General features: G+C 59.8%; 17 protein-coding genes. 7 read left to right on the top strand and 10 right to left on the bottom strand.

Annotated elements, in window-relative coordinates; all coding sequences use genetic code 11:
• Window positions 1–660: 660 nt before the first annotated feature.
• The gene (locus tag B5F12_RS10535) at window positions 661–1,122 is read right to left on the bottom strand and encodes a hypothetical protein (protein WP_087234165.1); all 462 of its coding nucleotides are present in this window, start codon (window positions 1,120–1,122) and stop codon (window positions 661–663) included.
• A 301-nt stretch (window positions 1,123–1,423) separates the two neighbouring features.
• Between B5F12_RS10535 and B5F12_RS10530 the strand changes: the two genes are divergently transcribed.
• Window positions 1,424–2,218 (top strand): hypothetical protein, encoded by a 795-nt coding sequence (locus B5F12_RS10530; protein ID WP_087234163.1) that lies wholly within the window; start codon window positions 1,424–1,426, stop codon window positions 2,216–2,218.
• A 45-nt stretch (window positions 2,219–2,263) separates the two neighbouring features.
• Here B5F12_RS10530 and pcp read toward each other — a convergent pair whose 3' ends face one another.
• The 9 genes from pcp to dnaA all read right to left on the bottom strand — a co-directional run bounded on the left by pcp (window position 2,264) and on the right by dnaA (window position 12,846).
• On the bottom strand, window positions 2,264–2,872 hold the full coding sequence (pcp, locus tag B5F12_RS10525) for a pyroglutamyl-peptidase I (RefSeq protein WP_087234161.1): 609 nt from the start codon (window positions 2,870–2,872) through the stop codon (window positions 2,264–2,266).
• Window positions 2,873–2,875: 3 nt separating this feature from the next.
• Window positions 2,876–3,319: a ribonuclease HI gene (gene rnhA, locus B5F12_RS10520; protein ID WP_087234159.1), complete on the bottom strand. Its 444-nt coding sequence runs from the start codon at window positions 3,317–3,319 to the stop codon at window positions 2,876–2,878.
• Window positions 3,320–3,386: 67 nt separating this feature from the next.
• Complete coding sequence (gene gyrA, locus B5F12_RS10515; protein ID WP_087234158.1) at window positions 3,387–5,924, bottom strand: DNA gyrase subunit A; 2,538 nt, start codon at window positions 5,922–5,924, stop codon at window positions 3,387–3,389.
• Window positions 5,925–5,937: 13 nt separating this feature from the next.
• Window positions 5,938–7,881, bottom strand: a complete 1,944-nt coding sequence (gene gyrB, locus B5F12_RS10510; protein ID WP_087234156.1) for a DNA topoisomerase (ATP-hydrolyzing) subunit B — start codon at window positions 7,879–7,881, stop codon at window positions 5,938–5,940.
• A gap of 212 nt (window positions 7,882–8,093) precedes the next feature.
• Window positions 8,094–8,372, bottom strand: coding sequence for an extracellular matrix/biofilm biosynthesis regulator RemA family protein (locus tag B5F12_RS10505; RefSeq protein WP_087234154.1), 279 nt, complete (start codon window positions 8,370–8,372; stop codon window positions 8,094–8,096).
• Between the two features lie 5 nt (window positions 8,373–8,377).
• Window positions 8,378–9,487 carry a DNA replication/repair protein RecF gene (gene recF, locus B5F12_RS10500; protein WP_087234152.1) on the bottom strand — a complete coding sequence of 370 codons (1,110 nt, stop codon included), beginning with the start codon at window positions 9,485–9,487 and terminating at the stop codon, window positions 8,378–8,380.
• Complete coding sequence (locus B5F12_RS10495) at window positions 9,484–9,699, bottom strand: RNA-binding S4 domain-containing protein (protein ID WP_087234149.1); 216 nt, start codon at window positions 9,697–9,699, stop codon at window positions 9,484–9,486. The genes recF and B5F12_RS10495 overlap by 4 nt, the downstream gene beginning before the upstream one ends.
• A 274-nt stretch (window positions 9,700–9,973) precedes the next feature.
• Complete coding sequence (dnaN, locus tag B5F12_RS10490) at window positions 9,974–11,092, bottom strand: DNA polymerase III subunit beta (RefSeq protein WP_087234167.1); 1,119 nt, start codon at window positions 11,090–11,092, stop codon at window positions 9,974–9,976.
• Between the two features lie 437 nt (window positions 11,093–11,529).
• Complete coding sequence (dnaA, locus tag B5F12_RS10485) at window positions 11,530–12,846, bottom strand: chromosomal replication initiator protein DnaA (RefSeq protein WP_087234147.1); 1,317 nt, start codon at window positions 12,844–12,846, stop codon at window positions 11,530–11,532.
• Between the two features lie 734 nt (window positions 12,847–13,580).
• Here dnaA and rpmH point away from each other — a divergent pair.
• From rpmH to B5F12_RS10455, 6 genes are all read left to right on the top strand, one after another.
• Entirely contained in the window at window positions 13,581–13,715 is a 135-nt protein-coding gene (gene rpmH, locus B5F12_RS10480; RefSeq protein ID WP_087234145.1) for a 50S ribosomal protein L34, read from the top strand.
• 306 nt (window positions 13,716–14,021) lie between these two features.
• Entirely contained in the window at window positions 14,022–14,360 is a 339-nt protein-coding gene (gene rnpA, locus B5F12_RS10475; protein WP_087234143.1) for a ribonuclease P protein component, read from the top strand.
• A gap of 4 nt (window positions 14,361–14,364) precedes the next feature.
• Window positions 14,365–14,610 (top strand): membrane protein insertion efficiency factor YidD, encoded by a 246-nt coding sequence (yidD, locus tag B5F12_RS10470; protein ID WP_087234141.1) that lies wholly within the window; start codon window positions 14,365–14,367, stop codon window positions 14,608–14,610.
• 3 nt (window positions 14,611–14,613) lie between these two features.
• On the top strand, window positions 14,614–15,915 hold the full coding sequence (locus tag B5F12_RS10465) for a YidC/Oxa1 family membrane protein insertase (protein ID WP_087234139.1): 1,302 nt from the start codon (window positions 14,614–14,616) through the stop codon (window positions 15,913–15,915).
• 17 nt (window positions 15,916–15,932) lie between these two features.
• Window positions 15,933–16,712 (top strand): RNA-binding cell elongation regulator Jag/EloR, encoded by a 780-nt coding sequence (gene jag, locus B5F12_RS10460; protein WP_087234137.1) that lies wholly within the window; start codon window positions 15,933–15,935, stop codon window positions 16,710–16,712.
• A 331-nt stretch (window positions 16,713–17,043) separates the two neighbouring features.
• The coding region (locus tag B5F12_RS10455) for an aminotransferase class V-fold PLP-dependent enzyme (protein WP_087234135.1) at window positions 17,044–18,138 on the top strand (1,095 nt) is incomplete at its 3' end.

Raw genomic sequence — 18,138 nt, 5'->3', positions numbered from 1 at the left:
AGTCGGAGGGATTGATCGTCTAACCGCCCAGGTTCCGGCTTGCCAGCCTGGTGGGGACGCTTCCCGCTGGGGGTTTCTTTTGAGCGGGCAAAAGAAACCAAAACCCGCTCAGGGCGTTCCCCCCTAAGGACCCCCCTGGGGTACGAGGCTGGAACTGCGTCAATCCTATGGCCGGCCCTGGCCCTGGTGGGGTCACATAGATGGCCTGGCAAGTCTATGGAACGCATTTTCTTCTCTGTGAGACGGTGCCCCTGTTTCCAGGGCCTCACCCCGGTGTGCGGCGTTTCCGCCGCCGGGAACCAGGCCCCCGTTAGCTGGAAACAGCGGCTCACCAGGGTAAGGCCCTGGCGGTAGAAGGACGCAGGAACAGAGAAGTAAATCCAAACCATAGAACGGCGAGCTATCTATGTGACCTCACCAGGCTATGGGCCGAAACAAGGAGAACGCAGGGAAACCCAGTACCGCGGGGTGGATTCCACAAGGCGGGGGAAGGCCCCGCCTTTGGCGATTCTTTCCCCGATTTCTCATCGGGGAGAAATCGGGCCCAGCGGAGCGTCCCCGGCGGGGGCGCTGGTTTGCGCCTGAGAAATGGTCGAAGAGCAAAGCCTTTCTTTTTACCATGAACAAAGCCCGGAGCACATGCTCCGGGCCTTGTTTTCATTACTCAATAAAGGATTTCGCTCCCAGGTCCAGCTGTTTCTGGACAATCTGGGCCATCTCCTCCCCACCATAGTCGTTGGGAAGATACTGGAATAAGCGATCTCCTGAACGCAGCCACACACCATCCTCCTCCAGCCAAATGCTGGAGTGATAGTAGATGATGCCATCCTCAGGCACAGAAATATGCATCACTGCGTCCGGGTCTTCCGTGGGCAAATCCGACTCCGCCACATGCTGGGCACCGATGAGTCCGAAGATTACGGTCCGAGTTTCGTCGTGGTCCAAAATCTCGGACTGTGTGAAATCCACCGCATCGCCACCCTTGGGCACCCCAATGACCACCTGGTAGTCCGGCGGCTCATCTGGACGGGTGAGGAAATACACATTGCCCGCCGCCAGCGCCACCGCCACCACGGCCAGAATGGCAATGACCACCTGATATCCTCTCTTGTTTCCCTTCATAGGCTCGCCTCCTCGTTCTTTTATATGGTCTTGTATCACCATTCTACTCTGGAAGATGGGAGAAAAAAAGTCTGGCCCGGTGTCTCCGTTTATGATATGATGAGAAAAGAGAGTTCTGACACACCAAAGGCCCGGAGCGTACGCTCCGGCCCTCTGTTTTCAAACATGCAAACATGTTTCATAGAAAATACTCCAATTTGTACTCCACATTTTTTCATTTTCTTCTTTTCACAGGGGACTATGTGTGATAAAATGAAATGTGATATTCCAGTTACTTGATCCAATCAAGGGGGTGTTTTTCTTGTTGCTTGTAGATCACGAATTGAAAGAACGGATCAAAAATGATGGCTTGCTGCAAGACATACAGGAAAACAACATATTCAACATTGGGTATGACTTGATTTGTGATGGTTTTAGTCGTCAACCTAATGACCAAGCAGATTTCTATAAGCTTTTACCTGGAGAATCTGTGTTCGTGCGTTCCAAAGAAACCTTACAGCTTCCCACTGACCTCTGCGCCCATGTCAGTCTGCGAAACAGCCGGATTCGTCAGGGCCTGTCTCTGGAAGCTCCCGTATACCAACCCGGCCACAAAACCCGTGTATTTTTTCGCATCACAAATATCTCCACTTCAGAAATCACGCTGTATTCCGGGGAAGGGATTGCCAGTATCTTTTTTGAGTTGCTCCATGCCCAACCGGACAAGCCCTATAACGGTACCTATCAAGGGGAATTCGACTATACTGGAATGGGACAATACGCCCCACAGTATGTCTCTCAGATGAAGCAGGTGGAAGATCGGCTGGCAGATTTAAAAAACATGGAGAAGTCCGTATACGGCAATGTAGTCACCCTAATGACCATTTTTATTGGTATTTTTAGTCTGGTCAATCTCAATCTCACCGCCGCCCACTCTGCAACATGGTCCATGGCGGAATTGCTGATGTATAACCTGTGTATCATCGGCGGTATCTTTACCTTGGCCGGGCTCATCCGCGTCCTGGTCCCCCCTCTCCATCACAAATCCTTGTCTGGTTGGTATTGGTTGGCCCCGGTACTTTGTTTTGGGGTCTCACTGATTCTCTCCCTCCTATAACACATGTTCAAAGGCCCGGAGCATACGCTCCGGGCCTTGTTTTGCTTATTTGGATGCTGCCAGCACACAAAGCCCCGCCGTCAGCCCCCGCAGGGCCAGCTCCAGCCCCAAGCTGGGCTTATCCGGCTTGTCCAGCACCTGCTGGGGCAGATACGGGATGTGGATAAAGCCGCTCCTGGCTGTGGGCCTGTGTTGGGCCAGGTAGTGGGCCACCCCATACATCACATGGTTGCACACATAGGTCCCGGCGCTGTTGGACACCGCGGCCGGCACACCCGCTCCCCGCATGGCCTCCACCATCTCATGGATGGGCAGGGTGGACAGATAGGCGTCCGGTCCCCCCTCCACAATGGGCAGGTTCCGGGGCTGCTGCCCCTCGTTGTCCGGGATGGAGAAGTCGTCCACATTCACCGCGACCCGCTCCACGGTGACGGCGCAGCGGCCCCCCGCCTGACCCACGCACACCACCGCGTCAGGCCCAATTTTCTCGATAGCCCGTAAAGCCGCCTGTAAGCCTCCTGAGGCCGTCACAGGTAAAATGGCGGTATGGATATGGGCAGCGCCGATTTGAGCGTCCAGAGCCTTTACAAGCTCCATAGAGGGGTTGGTGGACTCGCCCCCGAAGGGCTCAAAGCCGGTTACCAAGATGTTCATGGCTTACTCCCCCTTCAGCCGCTTCCACTCCCCCACCGCCAGCTCGTCACAGCGGTTGTTGTAGGGGTTGGAGGCGTGGCCCTTCACCCAGTGGAGATTGACGGTGTGCTGGTCGCACAAATCCAGCAATACCTCCCATAAATCGGAGTTGAGGGCGGGCTTCTTGTCCGCCTTCACCCAGCCCCGGGCCTTCCAGCCCCGGGCCCACCCCTTTTGCAGGGCGTCAATGACATACTTGGAGTCGGAGTACAGCTCCACAATGCAGGGCTCGGTGAGGGCCTGGAGCCCCCGGATGACCCCGGTGAGCTCCATGCGGTTGTTGGTGGTGCTGCGCTCCCCGCCGCTGAGCTCCTTTTTGTGGGGCCCATATAGGAGGATGCACCCCCAGCCGCCGGGCCCGGGATTTCCAGAGCAAGCGCCATCCGTATATAAAGTGACCATTTTCATAAAAATATTCTCCATTTACAAGAAAAAGCGCACAAACTGTGCGCTTTTTCTCTTTGTCGCAATTTGGTTATTCCTGACCTTCCACAACTTCCACAGAGTTTTCCACATCTGTTGAAGTGTCGGTGTCAGCGGCCTCCTCGGGGGCCTTGTCGGCCAGGGCCAGGGCGATGACCTGGTCTCCCTCCTCCTTGAAGCGCATGACGATGACGCCCTGGGTGGAGCGGCCCGCCAGACGGATGCCGTCCACGTCGGTGCGGATGAGGGTGCCGGACTGGGTGACCACGATGATGTCCTCGCTGCCGTCCACCACCTTGATGCCCACCACGGGGCCGGTCTTATCCGTCACCATGTAGTTGCGGATACCCAGACCGCCACGGTTGGTGATGCGGTACTCCTCCACGGCGGTGCGCTTGCCGTAGCCGTTCTGGGTGATGGAGAGAACCGCCTTGCCGGGGGTGGCCCGGGCAGCGCCCACCACATAGTCCCCTTCCTTCAGGCGGATGCCACGCACGCCCACGGCGGTGCGGCCCATGACCCGGACATCGGTCTCGGCAAAGCAGATGGCCTGTCCGTCGTGGGTGGCGATGAGGATGTTTCTCGTGCCGTCGGTCTCCCGCACGGTGATGAGCTCGTCCCCTTCCTCCAGGGTGATGACCCGGAGGCCGTTGTTGCGCAGGTTTCTGAGGGCGTCCATGGCAATGCGCTTGACGGTGCCGTTGCGGGTCATCATCACCAGGTAGCGGTCCTGGGCGGTGAGGTCCCGGGTGTGAATCATCTCGGTGACCCGCTCGTCCCCGTCCACCTGGAGGACGTTGACAATGTTGGTGCCCCGGGCGGTGCGGCCCGCCTCGGCAATCTGATAGCCCTTCTTGCGGAACACCCGGCCCTTGTCGGTGAAGAAGAGAATCCAGTCGTGGGTGGAGGCGGTGAACACGGTGTTCACGTAGTCCTCCTCCCGGGTGGCCATGCCCTTCTTGCCCATGCCGCCCTTGCCCTGGGCGGCGTACTCGCTGGCAGAGGTGCGCTTGATGTAGCCGTTGGCGGTCATGGTGAACACGCACTGCTCCTCCACAATGAGGTCCTCAATGTCCAAATCGTCCTCGGCAAAGCCGATCTCGGTGCGGCGCTCGTCGCCGTACTTGTCCCGGATCTGGATGAGCTCCTCTTTCAGCACGCCCCGCAGCATGGTCTCGTCAGAGAGCAGCTGGTTGTAGTAGGCAATGCGGGCCTGGAGCTCGTCGAACTCCGCCTGCAGCTTCTCCCGGTCCAGTCCCTGCAACGCCTTCAGGCGCATGTCCAGAATGGCCTGGGCCTGGACGTCGTCCAGCCCGAAGCGCTCCATCAGCTTCTCCTTGGCGTCGTCGTAGCTGGAGCGGATGATGCGGATGACCTCGTCAATGTTGTCCTGGGCGATGAGCAGGCCACGCAGCAGGTGGGCCCGCTCCTGGGCCTTTTTCAGGTCGTACTGGGTGCGCCGGGTGAGCACTTCCTCCTGGAAGGCGATGTACTCGTCCAGAATCTGGCGCAGGGTGAGAATCTTGGGCTGCTTCTGGTTGTTCACCAGAGCCAGCAGAATGACGCCGAAGGTGGTCTGCATCTGGGTCTGAGCAAACAGCCGGTTCAGGGTGACCTGGGGGTTGGCGTCCTTTTTCAGCTCAATGACAATGCGCATGCCCTTCTTGCCGTCGGACTCGTCCCGCAGCCCGGAGATGCCCTCCAGACGCTTGTCCTTCACCTGGTCGGCGATGTTCTCCACCAGACGGGACTTGTTCACCTGGTAGGGCAGCTCGGTGACGATGATGCGGGTGCGGCCGTTGCCGAACTCCTCCATCTCGGTGCGGGCCCGCACCTTGATGTGGCCCTTACCGGTGGCGTAGGCGGCCCGGATGCCCGCCCGGCCCATGATGACGCCCCGGGTGGGGAAGTCGGGGCCCTTGATGTGCTCCATCAGGTCGTCCAGGGTGGCGTTCTCGTTGTCCAGCACGCAGATGGTGGCGTCAATGACCTCCCGCAGGTTGTGGGGCGGGATGTTGGTGGTCATGCCCACGGCGATGCCGGAGGAGCCGTTGACCAGCAGGTTGGGGAACCGGGAGGGGAGCACCCGGGGCTCTTTCAGGGACTCGTCAAAGTTGGGGTCCCAGTCCACGGTGTCCTTGTCGATGTCCCGGAGCATCTCGTTGCACATCTTGGACATGCGGGCCTCGGTGTAACGGTAGGCGGCCGGGGGGTCGCCGTCCACAGAGCCGAAGTTGCCGTGGCCGTCCACCAGGGGGTAGCGCATGGAGAAGTCCTGGGCCAGACGCACCATGGCGTCGTACACGGAGGCGTCGCCGTGGGGGTGATATTTACCCAGCACGTCGCCCACGCAGGTGGCGGACTTCTTAAAGGGCTTGTCGCTGGTCAGGCCGCTCTCATACATGGAGTAGAGGATGCGGCGGTGCACCGGCTTCAGGCCGTCCCGCACGTCGGGCAGGGCACGGCCCACGATGACGGACATGGCGTACTCGATGTACGCGTTCTCCATCTCGTGTTCCAAATTGATCTCTACAATTTTCTGGTCGGGAAAGGTAATGTCCCGACTCTGGTAATCTTCTTTGTGTGCCATGGATGCAATCTCCTCAATAGTCCAGGTTCATGGCCTTGTCGGCGTTGCGCTCAATGTATTCCCGACGGGGCTCCACTTTCTCGCCCATGAGCAGGGTGAAGATCTCGTCGGCCCGCACGGCGTCCTCCAGGGTGATGCGCTTGAGGGTACGGGTCTCCGGGTTCATGGTGGTCTCCCACAGCTCGTGGGGGTCCATCTCGCCCAAGCCCTTGAAGCGGCTGATGTCCACCTTGGCGTTGGGGTTGTCCCCACGCATCTCGGCAGAGATCTTGTCCCGCTCCTGATCGGTGAAGGCCACCCGGGTCACCTTGCCCCGGGTGAGCTTGTACAGGGGGGGCACGGCGGCGTACACATAGCCCCGGTCAATGAGGGGGCGCATGAAGCGGAAGAAGAAGGTCAGAAGCAGGGTACGGATGTGGGCGCCGTCCACGTCGGCATCGGCCATGATGACCACCTTGTGATAGCGCAGCTTCTCCTCGTCAAACTCGTCCCCCAATCCGGCGCCCAGGGCGGTGATGACAGGGGTGAGCTTGTCGTTGCCGTACACCTTGTCCGCCCGGGCCTTCTCCACGTTGAGCATCTTGCCCCACAGGGGGAGAATGGCCTGGAAGCGGGAATCTCGGCCCTGCTTGGCAGAGCCGCCAGCGGAGTCACCCTCCACGATGTAGATTTCGGTCAAAGCGGGGTCCCGCTCGTAGCAGTCGGCCAGCTTGCCGGGGAGGGTGGCCCCCTCCAGGGCGTTCTTGCGGCGGATATTCTCACGAGCACGGCGGGCGGCCTCCCGGGCCCGGTTGGCCATCATGGCCTTTTCCAGGATGGTGCGGCCCACCGCGGGGTTCTCCTCCAAAAACTGCTCCAGCTTGTCGGACACCACGGCGTTGACCAGGGTGCGGATTTCGCTGTTGCCCAGCTTGGCCTTGGTCTGGCCCTCGAACTGAGCCTCGGTGAGCTTGACGGAAATGACGCAAGTCAGGCCCTCCCGGCAGTCCTCGCCGGAGACCTTGTCGTCTCCCTTGAGAAGGCCCGCCTTCTTGCCATAGGCGTTGAGCACGTTGGTGAGGGCCCGCTTAAAGCCCTCCTCGTGCATGCCGCCCTCGGGGGTGTGCACGTTGTTGGCAAAGGAGACGATGATCTCGTTGTAGCTGTCGTTGTATTGCAGGGCGATCTCCGCCATGGAGTCGTCCTTGGTGCCCGACATGTAGATGACCTCTTCATGCAGGGCGGTCTTGTTCTTGTTGATGTAGGTGACAAACTCCCGGATGCCCCCCTGGTAGCACATGGCCTCTTCCTGCTCCTGGCCGCTTCTGCGGTCGGCCATGAGGATGTGGATACCGGCATTCAAGAAGGCCTGCTCCCGCATGCGCTTGTGGAGGATCTCGTAGTCGTACACGGTGTCCTCGAACATCTCCGGGTCGGGCTTAAACACCACCTCGGTGCCGGTGTGGTCGGTGGTGCCGATGATGGTCATTTCCTGGGTGATGTTGCCCCGGGAGAACTTCATCTCGTAGATGTTCCCGTTTTTGTGCACCCGCACCTCCAGCCACTGGGACAGGGCGTTTACCACGCTGGCGCCCACGCCGTGGAGGCCGCCGGAGACCTTGTAGCCGCCGCCGCCGAACTTGCCGCCGGCGTGGAGGACGGTGTACACCACCTCCAGGGCGGGCCGTCCGGTCTGGGGCTGGATGTCCACGGGGATGCCGCGGCCGTTGTCGGTGACCCGGATGACGTCGCCGTCCAGAATCTCCACGGTGATGGTGTCGCAGTACCCGGCCAGAGCCTCGTCGATGGCGTTGTCCACGATCTCATACACCAGGTGGTGGAGACCGGAGGACGAGGTGGAGCCGATGTACATGCCCGGCCGCTTGCGGACCGCCTCCAGCCCCTCCAGGACCTGAATCTCGGACGCGCCGTATTCGTGCTCCACGGCGGTGGGGCTGTGTTCCATATGTTCTGACATTGCTAGTTCCTCCCGAAAAACGTTGGTTCAAAGGTAAACTTCCGTTGTAGGGGCGGGGCTTGCCCCGCCCAAAGTGTCCCTGGCATGGCCCTGTTTCCTGCGGGAGGGGCAAGCCCCTCCCCTACGCAGATCCTCCGCCCAGGACTTTATTCAAAATCCGTGCCGCTTCAGCGGCACACCTTACTTATTCACTATTCACTATTCACTATTCACTATTCACTGCCCTTCACGGCCCACGGGCCCATATTGGCCCGTTTCGCCAGGGTGGCAGCGCTCAATTGGGAGAGAAACACCACTTCCTCCCCCTCCTCCGTCTCACACAGGATGAAGGAGCGAGGCAGGTCTTCCCCCACAGAGATCACCCGTCCCTCCTCCTCGGCCCGGTCCAGAAAGGCCCGGGTGCGGTGGGACCAGGTGGTGTTATCCAAGTCGAAAATGCCCACCAGATCCTCCTCGGGCACCATGACTTGTTGTCCCATATACAGATACACAGCCCTTACTCCTCCTGTAATGCCCCTTGGCAGATGTGAAACACCTTGCCCTGCTCCAAAAGCTCCTCCTTCTCCACCTCGCAGCAGGTGATAAACACCTGCCCCGTGGGGATGCGGTTGAGGACAAACTCCTGCCGCCGCCGGTCCAGCTCGCTTAGCACGTCGTCCAGCAACAGCACCGGCCATTGCCCGGTGTCCTGGAACATGATGTCCCGGGCCGCCAGCTTCAAGGCCAGGGCGGCGGTGCGGGTCTGCCCCTGGGAGGCAAAGCCCTTGGCAGACTGGCCGTTGATGTCCAGCACCAGGTCGTCCTTGTGGGGCCCGGACAGACAGCTGCGGCTGTGAATCTCCGCCTGTTTGTGGCGCTCCATGTGGTCCAGCAGCTGCTCCAAAATCACTTTGGGGGCGGCTAAGGGGTCGGTGACGGTGGACACGGTGTGATAGGAAAGGTCCAGCACCTCCCCGCCCCCGGAACAGTCGGCGTGGATGGCGGGGGCGGTCTCCTGGAGCCGACGGACAAAATGGGCCCGGTAGTGAATCAAAATGGCCCCATACTCCGCCATCTGCTGGGAAAAGGCGTCCAGGGCGTACATCAGCGAGGGCTTCTCCCCGCAGTCCCGCAAAATCCGGGTCTTGTGCTCCCACAGCCGCCGATAGTTGGACAGGGCCATGGCGTACCGGGGGCGCAGCTGACAGATGCAGTCGTTTAAAAACCGACGCCGCACCCCGGCCCCCTCCCGGATGAGGTGCAGGTCCTCCGGGCAGAAGAGCACCGAGGGCAGCAGCCCCGACAGCTCCCCCAGGGTCTTGAGCCCCACCCCGTTGCAGGTAAACTTCCGCCGGGCCCCCACAGGCAGCTGGGCGTCCAGCACCAGCTCCCGCTGGCCGTTCCACAGCTTCCCCGTCACCCGGGCCCGGTCACAGCCAAACTGCACCAGCTCCCGGTGATTTCTCGCCCGGTGAGACCCGCCCGAGGAGAGATAGCCGATGGCCTCCAACAGATTGGTCTTGCCCTGGGCGTTCTCCCCCACGATGACGTTGACCCCTGGGTGGAAGTCCGCCTCCAGGTGGGTGTAGTTGCGGAAGTGCTCTAAGGTGAGCCGCTGGACGGTCATTCCACCGTCAGCTCCAACTGCCCGTCCACCTCCACCACGTCGCCGGGGCGGATTTTCTTGCCCCGCATGGTGCAGGTCTCGCCGTTGACCTTCACCAGACCGTCCTGGACGATCTGCTTGGCCTCACCGCCGGTGGCCACGGCGTTGGCAAACTTCAAAAGAGAGTCCAGCTTGATGAACTCCGTGGTAATCGTAATATTATCCTTTTTCATATAGCTTCTCCTTAAAAACGCCAAATGGACCGCAGAAAATGAATCATGAATAACGAATAATGAATAATTGTGGTGTGCCGCAAGGCGGCACAGATTTCATGTTCGAATGCAGCTATCTCAACCGGGGGTAGGGGCCGGGCTTGCCCTGGGAGATTTGGGAGGGGCAAGCCCCTCCCCTACCCACCGCATTGCAAGAAACGCTGCAAGGTTTAGGGCCTGCATTCTTCATTTTTCATTCTTCACTATTCATTAAATATACACCCATGGTGTATATTTATTCCCCCGCTTTCAGCCGCACCGGCAGAATCATATACAGGAAGTTATCAGGCTCCCCATCCTTGGGCAGCAGCAGGCAGGGGGAGGTGGGGGTACCCAGCTCCATGCGCACCTCCTGAGCGGGGGCGGCCTTCACCGCTTCCATTAAATACCGGTTGTTGAAGCCGATCTCCAGCCCCTGGCCGTCTCCGGCGATGGGGCAGCGGTCAAAGGCGGAGCCGATGGCGGTTCTGGAAGAAATGGCCAGAGAGCCGTCCTCAAATTTGCACCGCAGGGGGCTCTTCAGCTTATCATTGATAATAAGAGAGGCGCGGTCAATGGACAATTGCAGCATAGAGGTGTCCACATACAGGGAAATGGGGTTATTTTGGGGGATGGTCTGGCGATAATTGAGGAATTCGCCCTCCAGACGGCGGGACACCAGCAGGGTCTGACCCACCTGGAAGGTGACGTGGCGGTCACCCAGAGTGACAATCACCTCGTCGTCGCAGTCGGCGCAGATGCGCTCCACTTCGGTCAAAGCGTTACCAGGAACCACAAAAGAGAAGGTATTCATGCCAAATTTACGGATAAAAGTTTCTCTTCTCAGGGCCAGGCGGTAGCCGTCCACCGCCACCAGGGTCAGGGTGGTGTCCTCCACCTCGAAGAGGGCGCCGGTGTGGACGGGCCGGGACTCGTTGGTGCTCACGGCAAAGAGCACCTGGGAGAGCATGGACCGGAGGGCGGACTGGGTCAGGGTGACGGAACTGCCGTCGTCCACGGCGGGCAGCTCGGGAAATTCGTCGGCGGGGCTGCCCATGATGTCAAACGAGGTGGGTCCACAGGCAATGTGGACGGAATTTCCCTCGGTGGACACGGTGATCATGTCGTCGGGCAGCTTTCGGATGATCTCACCAAACAGTCTTGCCGACAAAATCAGAGAACCGGGCTGGGTGACCTGGGCGTCTACCCGGGTGATGATGCCGGTTTCCAAATTGTATCCAGACAGGCGCAGACCTTCGGTGGAGGCCTCCACTAAGATGCCTTCCAGAGCAGAAATGGTGCTTTTGGTGGCGACCACTCGCCCTGCGATCAATACTGCTGACTGTAAAATGGCTTTTTCACAGGAAAATTTCATGGTGTGCATCCTTTCTCGTTTCCCCGCCAAAAAGAGAGGAAAGGTTTAAAAAAATCGTAGTAGGCAGTAGGGGGTGCGGAAGCTGTGGAGATTTCCACAACGCTTACGGCCCCAAGGGTTTCCGGGTTTTGAAAACTTCCACACAGCTTCCACAGCCTCCATAGGGAACCATGGGTCACAGGGGACCTCCACAGCCTTCCACACCACAGTCCGCAAGATTGTGGAAAACTCGGTTGAAGTTGTGGAAGCTGAATTCCATGCCATGCACGCATGTCATGGAGGGGGTTGCAGCCCGCTTCCGTCGCACTCGCCTACGCTCGCACGCTTGCGGTCTGAGAGGTGTATTTTCCCATGCACATGTCCTGGGAAACTACGAGATTTCAATTTATTTTCCCGCCTGCGGGCGGAAACACTCTGCCGAGGGCTTTTTTTCCGATTTACCAGGCCGAATTGACGGCGTTGGTGATGTCCCGGATGATCTCGGTGAGCTCGGGCTGCTCCTTCATCATCTTCTCCACCCGGTTGATGGAGTTGAGGACGGTGGAGTGGTGACGGCCGCCGAACTGCTGGCCGATTTCCGCCAGAGACAGCTGGGTCATCTCACGAATAATATACATGGCCACGTTACGGGCGGTGGTGATCTCCTTGTTCTGGCTCTGGCCCCGCAGGGCGTCGCTGTCCAGCTCGTAGAACCGGGCCACCTCCTGGATGATGGTCTCCGCCGAGGGCAGGAAGTCCTCTTTGGCCCGGAGAATGTCCCGTACCGCCCGGATGGTGTTCTCCACATCCACCTGGGCCCCCATCAGCTCCTGGAAGGCCATGATCTTGTTGACCACGCCCTCAATTTGCCGCACGTTGGAGGTGATGTTTTCCGCCACGTAGGACAGCACCGGGTCGGGGAGCACAATGCCCCGCTCCAGAGACTTGTTTTTCAGAATGGCCATACGGGTCTCGTAGTCCGGGGGCTGAATGTCCGCGGGGAGGCCCTGCTCGAATCGGGTCTTCAGCCGCTGCTCCAGCCGCAGCATCTCCTGGGGCGGGCGGTCGGAGGTGAAGACGATCTGTTTTTTCTGCTCATACAGGGTATTAAAGGTGTGGAACAGCTCCTCCTCGCTGGAGTCCTTGCCGGCGATGAACTGCACGTCGTCCATCAAAAACAGGTCCACCGTCCGATACTTGTCCCGGAAGCCCTGCATGTCGTTGCCGTGGCGCAAATTCGAGATGAGTTCGTTGACGAAGTCCTCGCTTTTGATGTACATGATCCGGTAGTTGGGGTGATTTTCCCGCACCCGGTTGGCGATGGCGTGGAGCAAGTGGGTCTTGCCCAGGCCGGACTGGCCGTAGATGAACAGGGGGTTGTAGGCCCCGCCCGGCTCGTTGGCCACCTTCACGGCGGCGGTGAAGGCGAATTTGTTGGTGGAGCCCACCACAAATCGGTCGAAGGTGTACTCCTGGAAGGCGGGGTCCCCGGGCTGGGTGGGGCCGGCCTTGCGGTACTGGTCCCGCTCCTCGGGGAGCATCAGGGTCACCGCCACGTCAAAGGAGAACAGCTCCCGCAGTCCGTTTTCCACCGCGGTCAAAAACCGGGTGCGGATGATGTTGCGCTTGAATTCGGTGGGGACGCAGAGAATGAGGCCGCTCTCATCCAGAGCCACCGCCTCCACGTCGCCAAACCAGGTTTCGATGGACACGGCGGTCATGTCCTTCTCCATCAAAGTCTTTACTTTTTCCCATACGTCAGCAGCTGACTTCATGGCATGAGCCTCCTCAAACAAAACAAGAGAGTATTTCAGCCTTCCGCCTAGGGGCTTTCTGAAAAGTCGAAATCATTGACTTTTCCAACCATCAACGCCAGCTACTGCGTTAAAAATGCTCGGAATCCACCCAGGATTCCTGCGCTTTTTGCCTGGTATCTGTCTGTTGCTTGTGGAAAATTCGGCGATTTCTTGGTTTTCAGATGCGCCCTAGGGTTCGGAAAAACAGGCCGCTAAATGGGAAACCAGAGCTTCCGGTGGGTGTAGCGGCACACATCTCATACACAGATTGCCCCAAAGGCGCAAAAAACCGTTCCCCTGGTCGTGGGCCGGGACTTTGGAGGCAAGCGCCAAAGCCCCGGTGGGCATCACCGGGGAAGCAGGAGAGCATGAGCATTGTGGATTGGTAACAAGCATTATATCAAAAAAAACGCCAAAGGGCAATTCTATATTTATATTGTAGCAGAAAAATTTCCACACTTTCTCCACAAATTGCGGAAAAACGGATGGTGTTGTTAAAAGGAAAAAATACCAACACAACATCTTGTGTTACCCAATTCTTGCGAAAAAAGATTGGAATTTTTCTTGACAGAAGGGGGAGATTTGGGTATAATTTCGTGTGCGCTATTGAGCGCATTGATTTTACCGACCGCATCCCGCACGGGATGTTGTGGAGGGCAGCACAGCCCCCAGGGGTTTTGTGCTTTGCCAATCTGTACAGGAGGTGTTTCCGCATGGTTCGTACCTATCAGCCCAAGAAGCGTCATCGCTCCAAGGTCCATGGTTTCCGTAAGCGCATGGCCACTGCCAACGGCCGCAAGGTTCTGGCTCGCCGTCGTGCCAAGGGCCGCGTCCGTCTCACCCACTGATGGTGGCAACAGCGGCAACATCGGATATATGTGAATAAAGCAGGGGCGCGGGAGTAATCCCTCGCCCCTACGTTCGTATACGTGGAGACCTTCCCATCCATGCCCCTGCGGCCCCTTGCGGCTCTTTTCCGCCCCAAATTCGTTGCGACTTTTTGAAATACACAAAGTATTTCTGCAAAGCCGCGCCTCTTTGGTGACGAAAAATTTCTCGCAAGTGTCTCTTGGGGATGGATGGAAATGTCTCCACAGGAACTACCTGTTTTTTCATCATTCCGATGTTCCCACCCTGATGAAGGGAGTTTTTTTGTGAAATACACGGTATCGTTAAAGGAAAACCACATCTTCCGCCGTCTCTACCGCAAGGGCAGCACCGCCGCAGACAGCCGTTTGGCCATCTACGTGCGGCGCAACGGACGGCCCGGCAATCGGCTGGGCCTCACCGTGTCCACCAAGGTGGGACATGCTGTGGTGCGCAATCGGCTGCGCCGCCGCCTGCGGGAGATCTACCGCCTCCACGAGCACCAGCTGGTGCGGGGGGTGGACCTGGTGGTGGTGGCCCGGGTGCGGGCCGGTTCCTCGTATTACCGACAGCTGGAGGAGTCCTTTGTGCGGCTGTGCCGCAAGCTGAATCTGGTGGAGAAGTGAGAGCATGAAACAGATTTTGCTGTTTCTGGTGCGGTATTACCGCAAGAACATCTCCCCCACCCGGCCTCCCAGCTGCCGCTTTATTCCCACCTGCTCCACCTATGCCCTTCAGGCCATTGAGGTCCACGGGGCGCTCAAGGGTGGGCTGTTGGCGGCGTGGCGGGTGCTGCGCTGCCATCCATTTCACAAGGAAAAAGGCTTCATCTACGACCCCGTACCACCGAAAAAAACTCGATTATCCAGGAGGTAACACATGGATATCTGGCAAATCCTCATGACGCCCTTTAGCTGGTTGCTGGAGACCTTCTGTCGGGTCTTCGACAACTACGGCGTGGCGCTGATCTTCTTTACCCTGGTGGTGAAGGTCATCCTCTTCCCCCTGTCTTTGAAGGGCAAGAAGAGCATGATCAAGATGAATCTGCTCAACAGCCAGGTCAAAGAGATCCAGCAGCGCTGCGGCAATGACCGGGAGCGTTATAGTCAGGAGGTCAACAAGCTCTATGCGGACAACAACGTCAGCCCCATGGGCGGCTGCGGTTGGTCCCTCATCCCTCTGGCCATCCTGATGCCTCTGTATGCCATCATCCGCCGACCCCTCAAGTATTTGATGGGTCTGAGCGATGCAGGCACCACCGCCGTGGCCAACGCTCTGGGATTGCAGGGCTTTGTGGCCGGCTCCGGCTACGGTGAGCTGACCCTGGCCGCCACCATGAACAGCGGCAACCTGGCCACCGCCAAGGAGGCCGTCACCGCCGCCGGCCTGTCCGCAGGCGGCATGTTTGTCATCAACTTTAACTTCCTGGGCCTGGATCTGTCCCAGATCCCCAACTGGAAGTTCTGGGACGGCGGCATCACCCCCAACTCTGTGGGCCTGTTCCTGCTGCCCGTCATCTCCGCCTGCCTGTCCCTGCTGTCCATGATCGTGTCCCAGCGCACCAACCAGATGAACGCAGACCAGAAGCCCGCCGGCATGAACTCCATGATGATCATGAGCCCCCTGATCTCTCTGTGGATCGGCTTTGCCATGCCCGCCGGCTTGTGTGTGTACTGGATTGCCAACTCCCTGTTCATGATGGTGCAGGAAGTCATCTGCGGCAAGATCCTGAAGAAGGACTATGAGGCCGCCCAGCGCCAGATCGCCCAGCAGGCTGCCCGTGCCAAGGAGGAAGAGAAGGAGCGCCGCCGCCAGGCCGCCCAGCGCAAGGCGGAGGCTCTGGCTGCCAACAAGGGCAAGAAGGTCAAGGAGAAGAAGAGCAAGGGCGTGGACGTCACCGCCAGCCGGGAGGGTATGCGTACCTATGCCCGTGGCCGTGCCTACGACCCCAACCGCTACCCCATCACCCCTTATGTGGACCCCAACCCCGTCCGCCACACGGTGGAAGAGGATGTGGAGCCGGAGGAGACCGAGCCTGTGGTGGAGAAGAAGGACACCACCACCCCGGTGATTCCCCCCGTGGTGCCCGAGGCCGTGGAGGCCGACCAGGACCTGGACCAGGATGGGGAGTATGAGGAGGCCTACGCCCCCGAGAGCGAAGAGCAAGACCCCAAGGGCTAAGGAAGGAGTGCACCATCGTGCTGAAGTTTATTGAAGTAACCGGCAAGAATGAGGACGAGGCCATTGCCAAGGGTCTGGCCCAGCTGGGTCTGGACCGGGACGATGTGTCTCTGGAGATTTTGGAGCGAGGCAAGACCGGCTTTTTGGGCATCGGTTCTGTGCCCGCCAAGGTAAGGCTCACCTACGAGGCCCCCGATGAGGCCCCCGTGGTGGAAGAGCAGCCCGCCCCTGCCCCCGCCGCCCCTGTGGTGGAGGAGAAGGTGGTGCCCGTGGTGGCAACCCAGAGCGTGGAGGAGCAGCCCGCCCAGACTTCCACACCTGTGGTGGAAGTTGTGGACGATGAGGTGGCTCAGGGCATCATCCGCTTCCAGTCCGGCCTGTTCGCCCAGATGGGTGTGGAGGCCACGTCCCGGGTGACCCGGGACGGGGACACCTACCAGGTGGTGCTGGAGGGGGAGAACATGGGCGCCCTCATTGGCCACCGGGGCGAGACCCTGGACGCCATCCAGCAGCTCACCGGCTACGTGGTCAACCGGGGCCGCAGCCACCGGGTGCGCATCCACGTGGATGCGGAAGGGTATCGTGCCCGCCGGGAGGAGGCCCTCCAGCGGCTGGCCCACAAGACCGCGGCCAAGGTGGTCAAGTACCGCCGCAACATCACCCTGGAGGCCATGAACGCCTACGAGCGTCATGTCATCCACGCCGCCCTCCAGGATGTGGCTGGTGTGAGCACCTATTCCACCGGCACCGAGCCCAACCGCCGCACGGTTGTGGCTTACACCCCCCAGAAACATTAACCATGCGATGGCCTGCTGTGGAAGTCCACGGCAGGCCATTGTTTTCCCCGCTCCCCACCAGGGAGCGGGGAAATGAAGAATGAGTAATGAAGAATGAATCATGCAGGCCGTAGACATTGCCGTATCTCTTGAGTTGCTGGGTGTAGGAGAGGGGCTTGCCCCTCCCGAATCCCACAGGGCAAGGCCAGGGTGGCCACGGGCCGGGCAAGCCCGGCCCCTACGGCGGTCTACCGGGGCTACCTTCTCTTATGAAATCCGTGCCGCTATGCGGCACACCACAATTCTTCATTCTTCATTTTTCATTATTCATTTTCCCAAGGATGTGATCCCTATGACCCCCCTCTACGACCGCCTGGTGGAGCTGTCCCAGCTCCCCCTCACCCGCCTGGATATGCCCGGCCACCACGGCCACCCCGCCCCGGGTCTGGACTTCTGGCCCGCCCACCTGGACGTCACCGAGCACCCCGCCACCGGGGACCTCTTCGACCCCGAGGCCGACGACCCCATTGCCGCGGCCCAGGCCCTGTGGGCTGAGGCTGTGGGCATGGAGTCCTGCCTCTTCCTCACTGGCGGCTCCACCCAGGGCATCCACGCCGCCCTGGCCCTCACCGCCGGGACGGGTGGCGAGGTGCTGCTGGACCGGGGGTCCCACCGCTCCGTGTTCAATGCCCTGGCCCTCTTAGACCTCACCCCCCACTACCTCCCCCGCCCCTGGCTGGCCGAGGAGGGGGTCACCGGGCCCATCCAGCCCCAGGACGTGGACCAAGCTCTAAAAAACCACCCAAATATCAAAACGGTGTGTATAACATCGCCCACTTATTACGGTATGTTGTCGGATATTCCCGCGATTGCCGCCATTTGCCACGCCCACGGGGCCAAGCTCATGGTGGACGGAGCCCATGGGGCCCACCTGCCCTTTTTGGGCTATACCGGGTACAGGTATGCCGACGTGGTGGTGGTGTCCGCCCACAAGACCCTCCCCGCCCCCGGCCAGACCGCCCTGCTCCTGGCCCAGGGGTACACCGCCGACCAGCTGCGGTGGGCGGCCTCCCTCTACGGCACCTCCTCCCCCAACTATGTGATGATGGCGGCGTTGGATGTGGTGCGGGACTACCTGGAGGGGGACGGGCGGCGAACTTACACAGAAACCGTGCAGCTTGTGGAACACTTGCGGTGTACCTTCCCCGCCCTGCGCCCGGTGGGTGTGGAGCTGGACCCCACCCGGCTGGTGCTCAAGTGCCGGGACGGCTACGGGGTGGCCAAGACCCTCATGGACCGGGGCATCTATTACGAGATGGCGGACTCCGGCCACGTGGTGCTCATCTTCACCTGTGCCGACGGCTCCCAAACCGTGGCCGCCCTCACCGCTGCCCTGGAGGGGGTGGACCTGGGCGGGGCCTCTCCTCTGCCCCCGCCGCCCCTGCCC

It is taken from the genome of Pseudoflavonifractor sp. An176, from assembly GCF_002160435.1.
Lineage (GTDB): Bacteria > Bacillota > Clostridia > Oscillospirales > Oscillospiraceae > Enterenecus > Enterenecus faecium.
This window is presented reverse-complemented; position numbering and strand designations above follow the sequence as displayed.

Bases quoted from the DNA above. Each gene is read 5' to 3' on its own strand.
- B5F12_RS10535 (WP_087234165.1), bottom strand. From the start codon at position 1,122: ATGAAGGGAAACAAGAGAGGATATCAGGTGGTCATTGCCATTCTGGCC.
- pcp (WP_087234161.1), bottom strand. From the start codon at position 2,872: ATGAACATCTTGGTAACCGGCTTTGAGCCCTTCGGGGGCGAGTCCACC.
- rnhA (WP_087234159.1), bottom strand. From the start codon at position 3,319: ATGAAAATGGTCACTTTATATACGGATGGCGCTTGCTCTGGAAATCCC.
- gyrA (WP_087234158.1), bottom strand. From the start codon at position 5,924: ATGGCACACAAAGAAGATTACCAGAGTCGGGACATTACCTTTCCCGAC.
- gyrB (WP_087234156.1), bottom strand. From the start codon at position 7,881: ATGTCAGAACATATGGAACACAGCCCCACCGCCGTGGAGCACGAATAC.
- recF (WP_087234152.1), bottom strand. From the start codon at position 9,487: ATGACCGTCCAGCGGCTCACCTTAGAGCACTTCCGCAACTACACCCAC.
- B5F12_RS10495 (WP_087234149.1), bottom strand. From the start codon at position 9,699: ATGAAAAAGGATAATATTACGATTACCACGGAGTTCATCAAGCTGGAC.
- dnaN (WP_087234167.1), bottom strand. From the start codon at position 11,092: ATGAAATTTTCCTGTGAAAAAGCCATTTTACAGTCAGCAGTATTGATC.
- dnaA (WP_087234147.1), bottom strand. From the start codon at position 12,846: ATGAAGTCAGCTGCTGACGTATGGGAAAAAGTAAAGACTTTGATGGAG.
- rpmH (WP_087234145.1), top strand. From the start codon at position 13,581: ATGGTTCGTACCTATCAGCCCAAGAAGCGTCATCGCTCCAAGGTCCAT.
- yidD (WP_087234141.1), top strand. From the start codon at position 14,365: ATGAAACAGATTTTGCTGTTTCTGGTGCGGTATTACCGCAAGAACATC.
- B5F12_RS10465 (WP_087234139.1), top strand. From the start codon at position 14,614: ATGGATATCTGGCAAATCCTCATGACGCCCTTTAGCTGGTTGCTGGAG.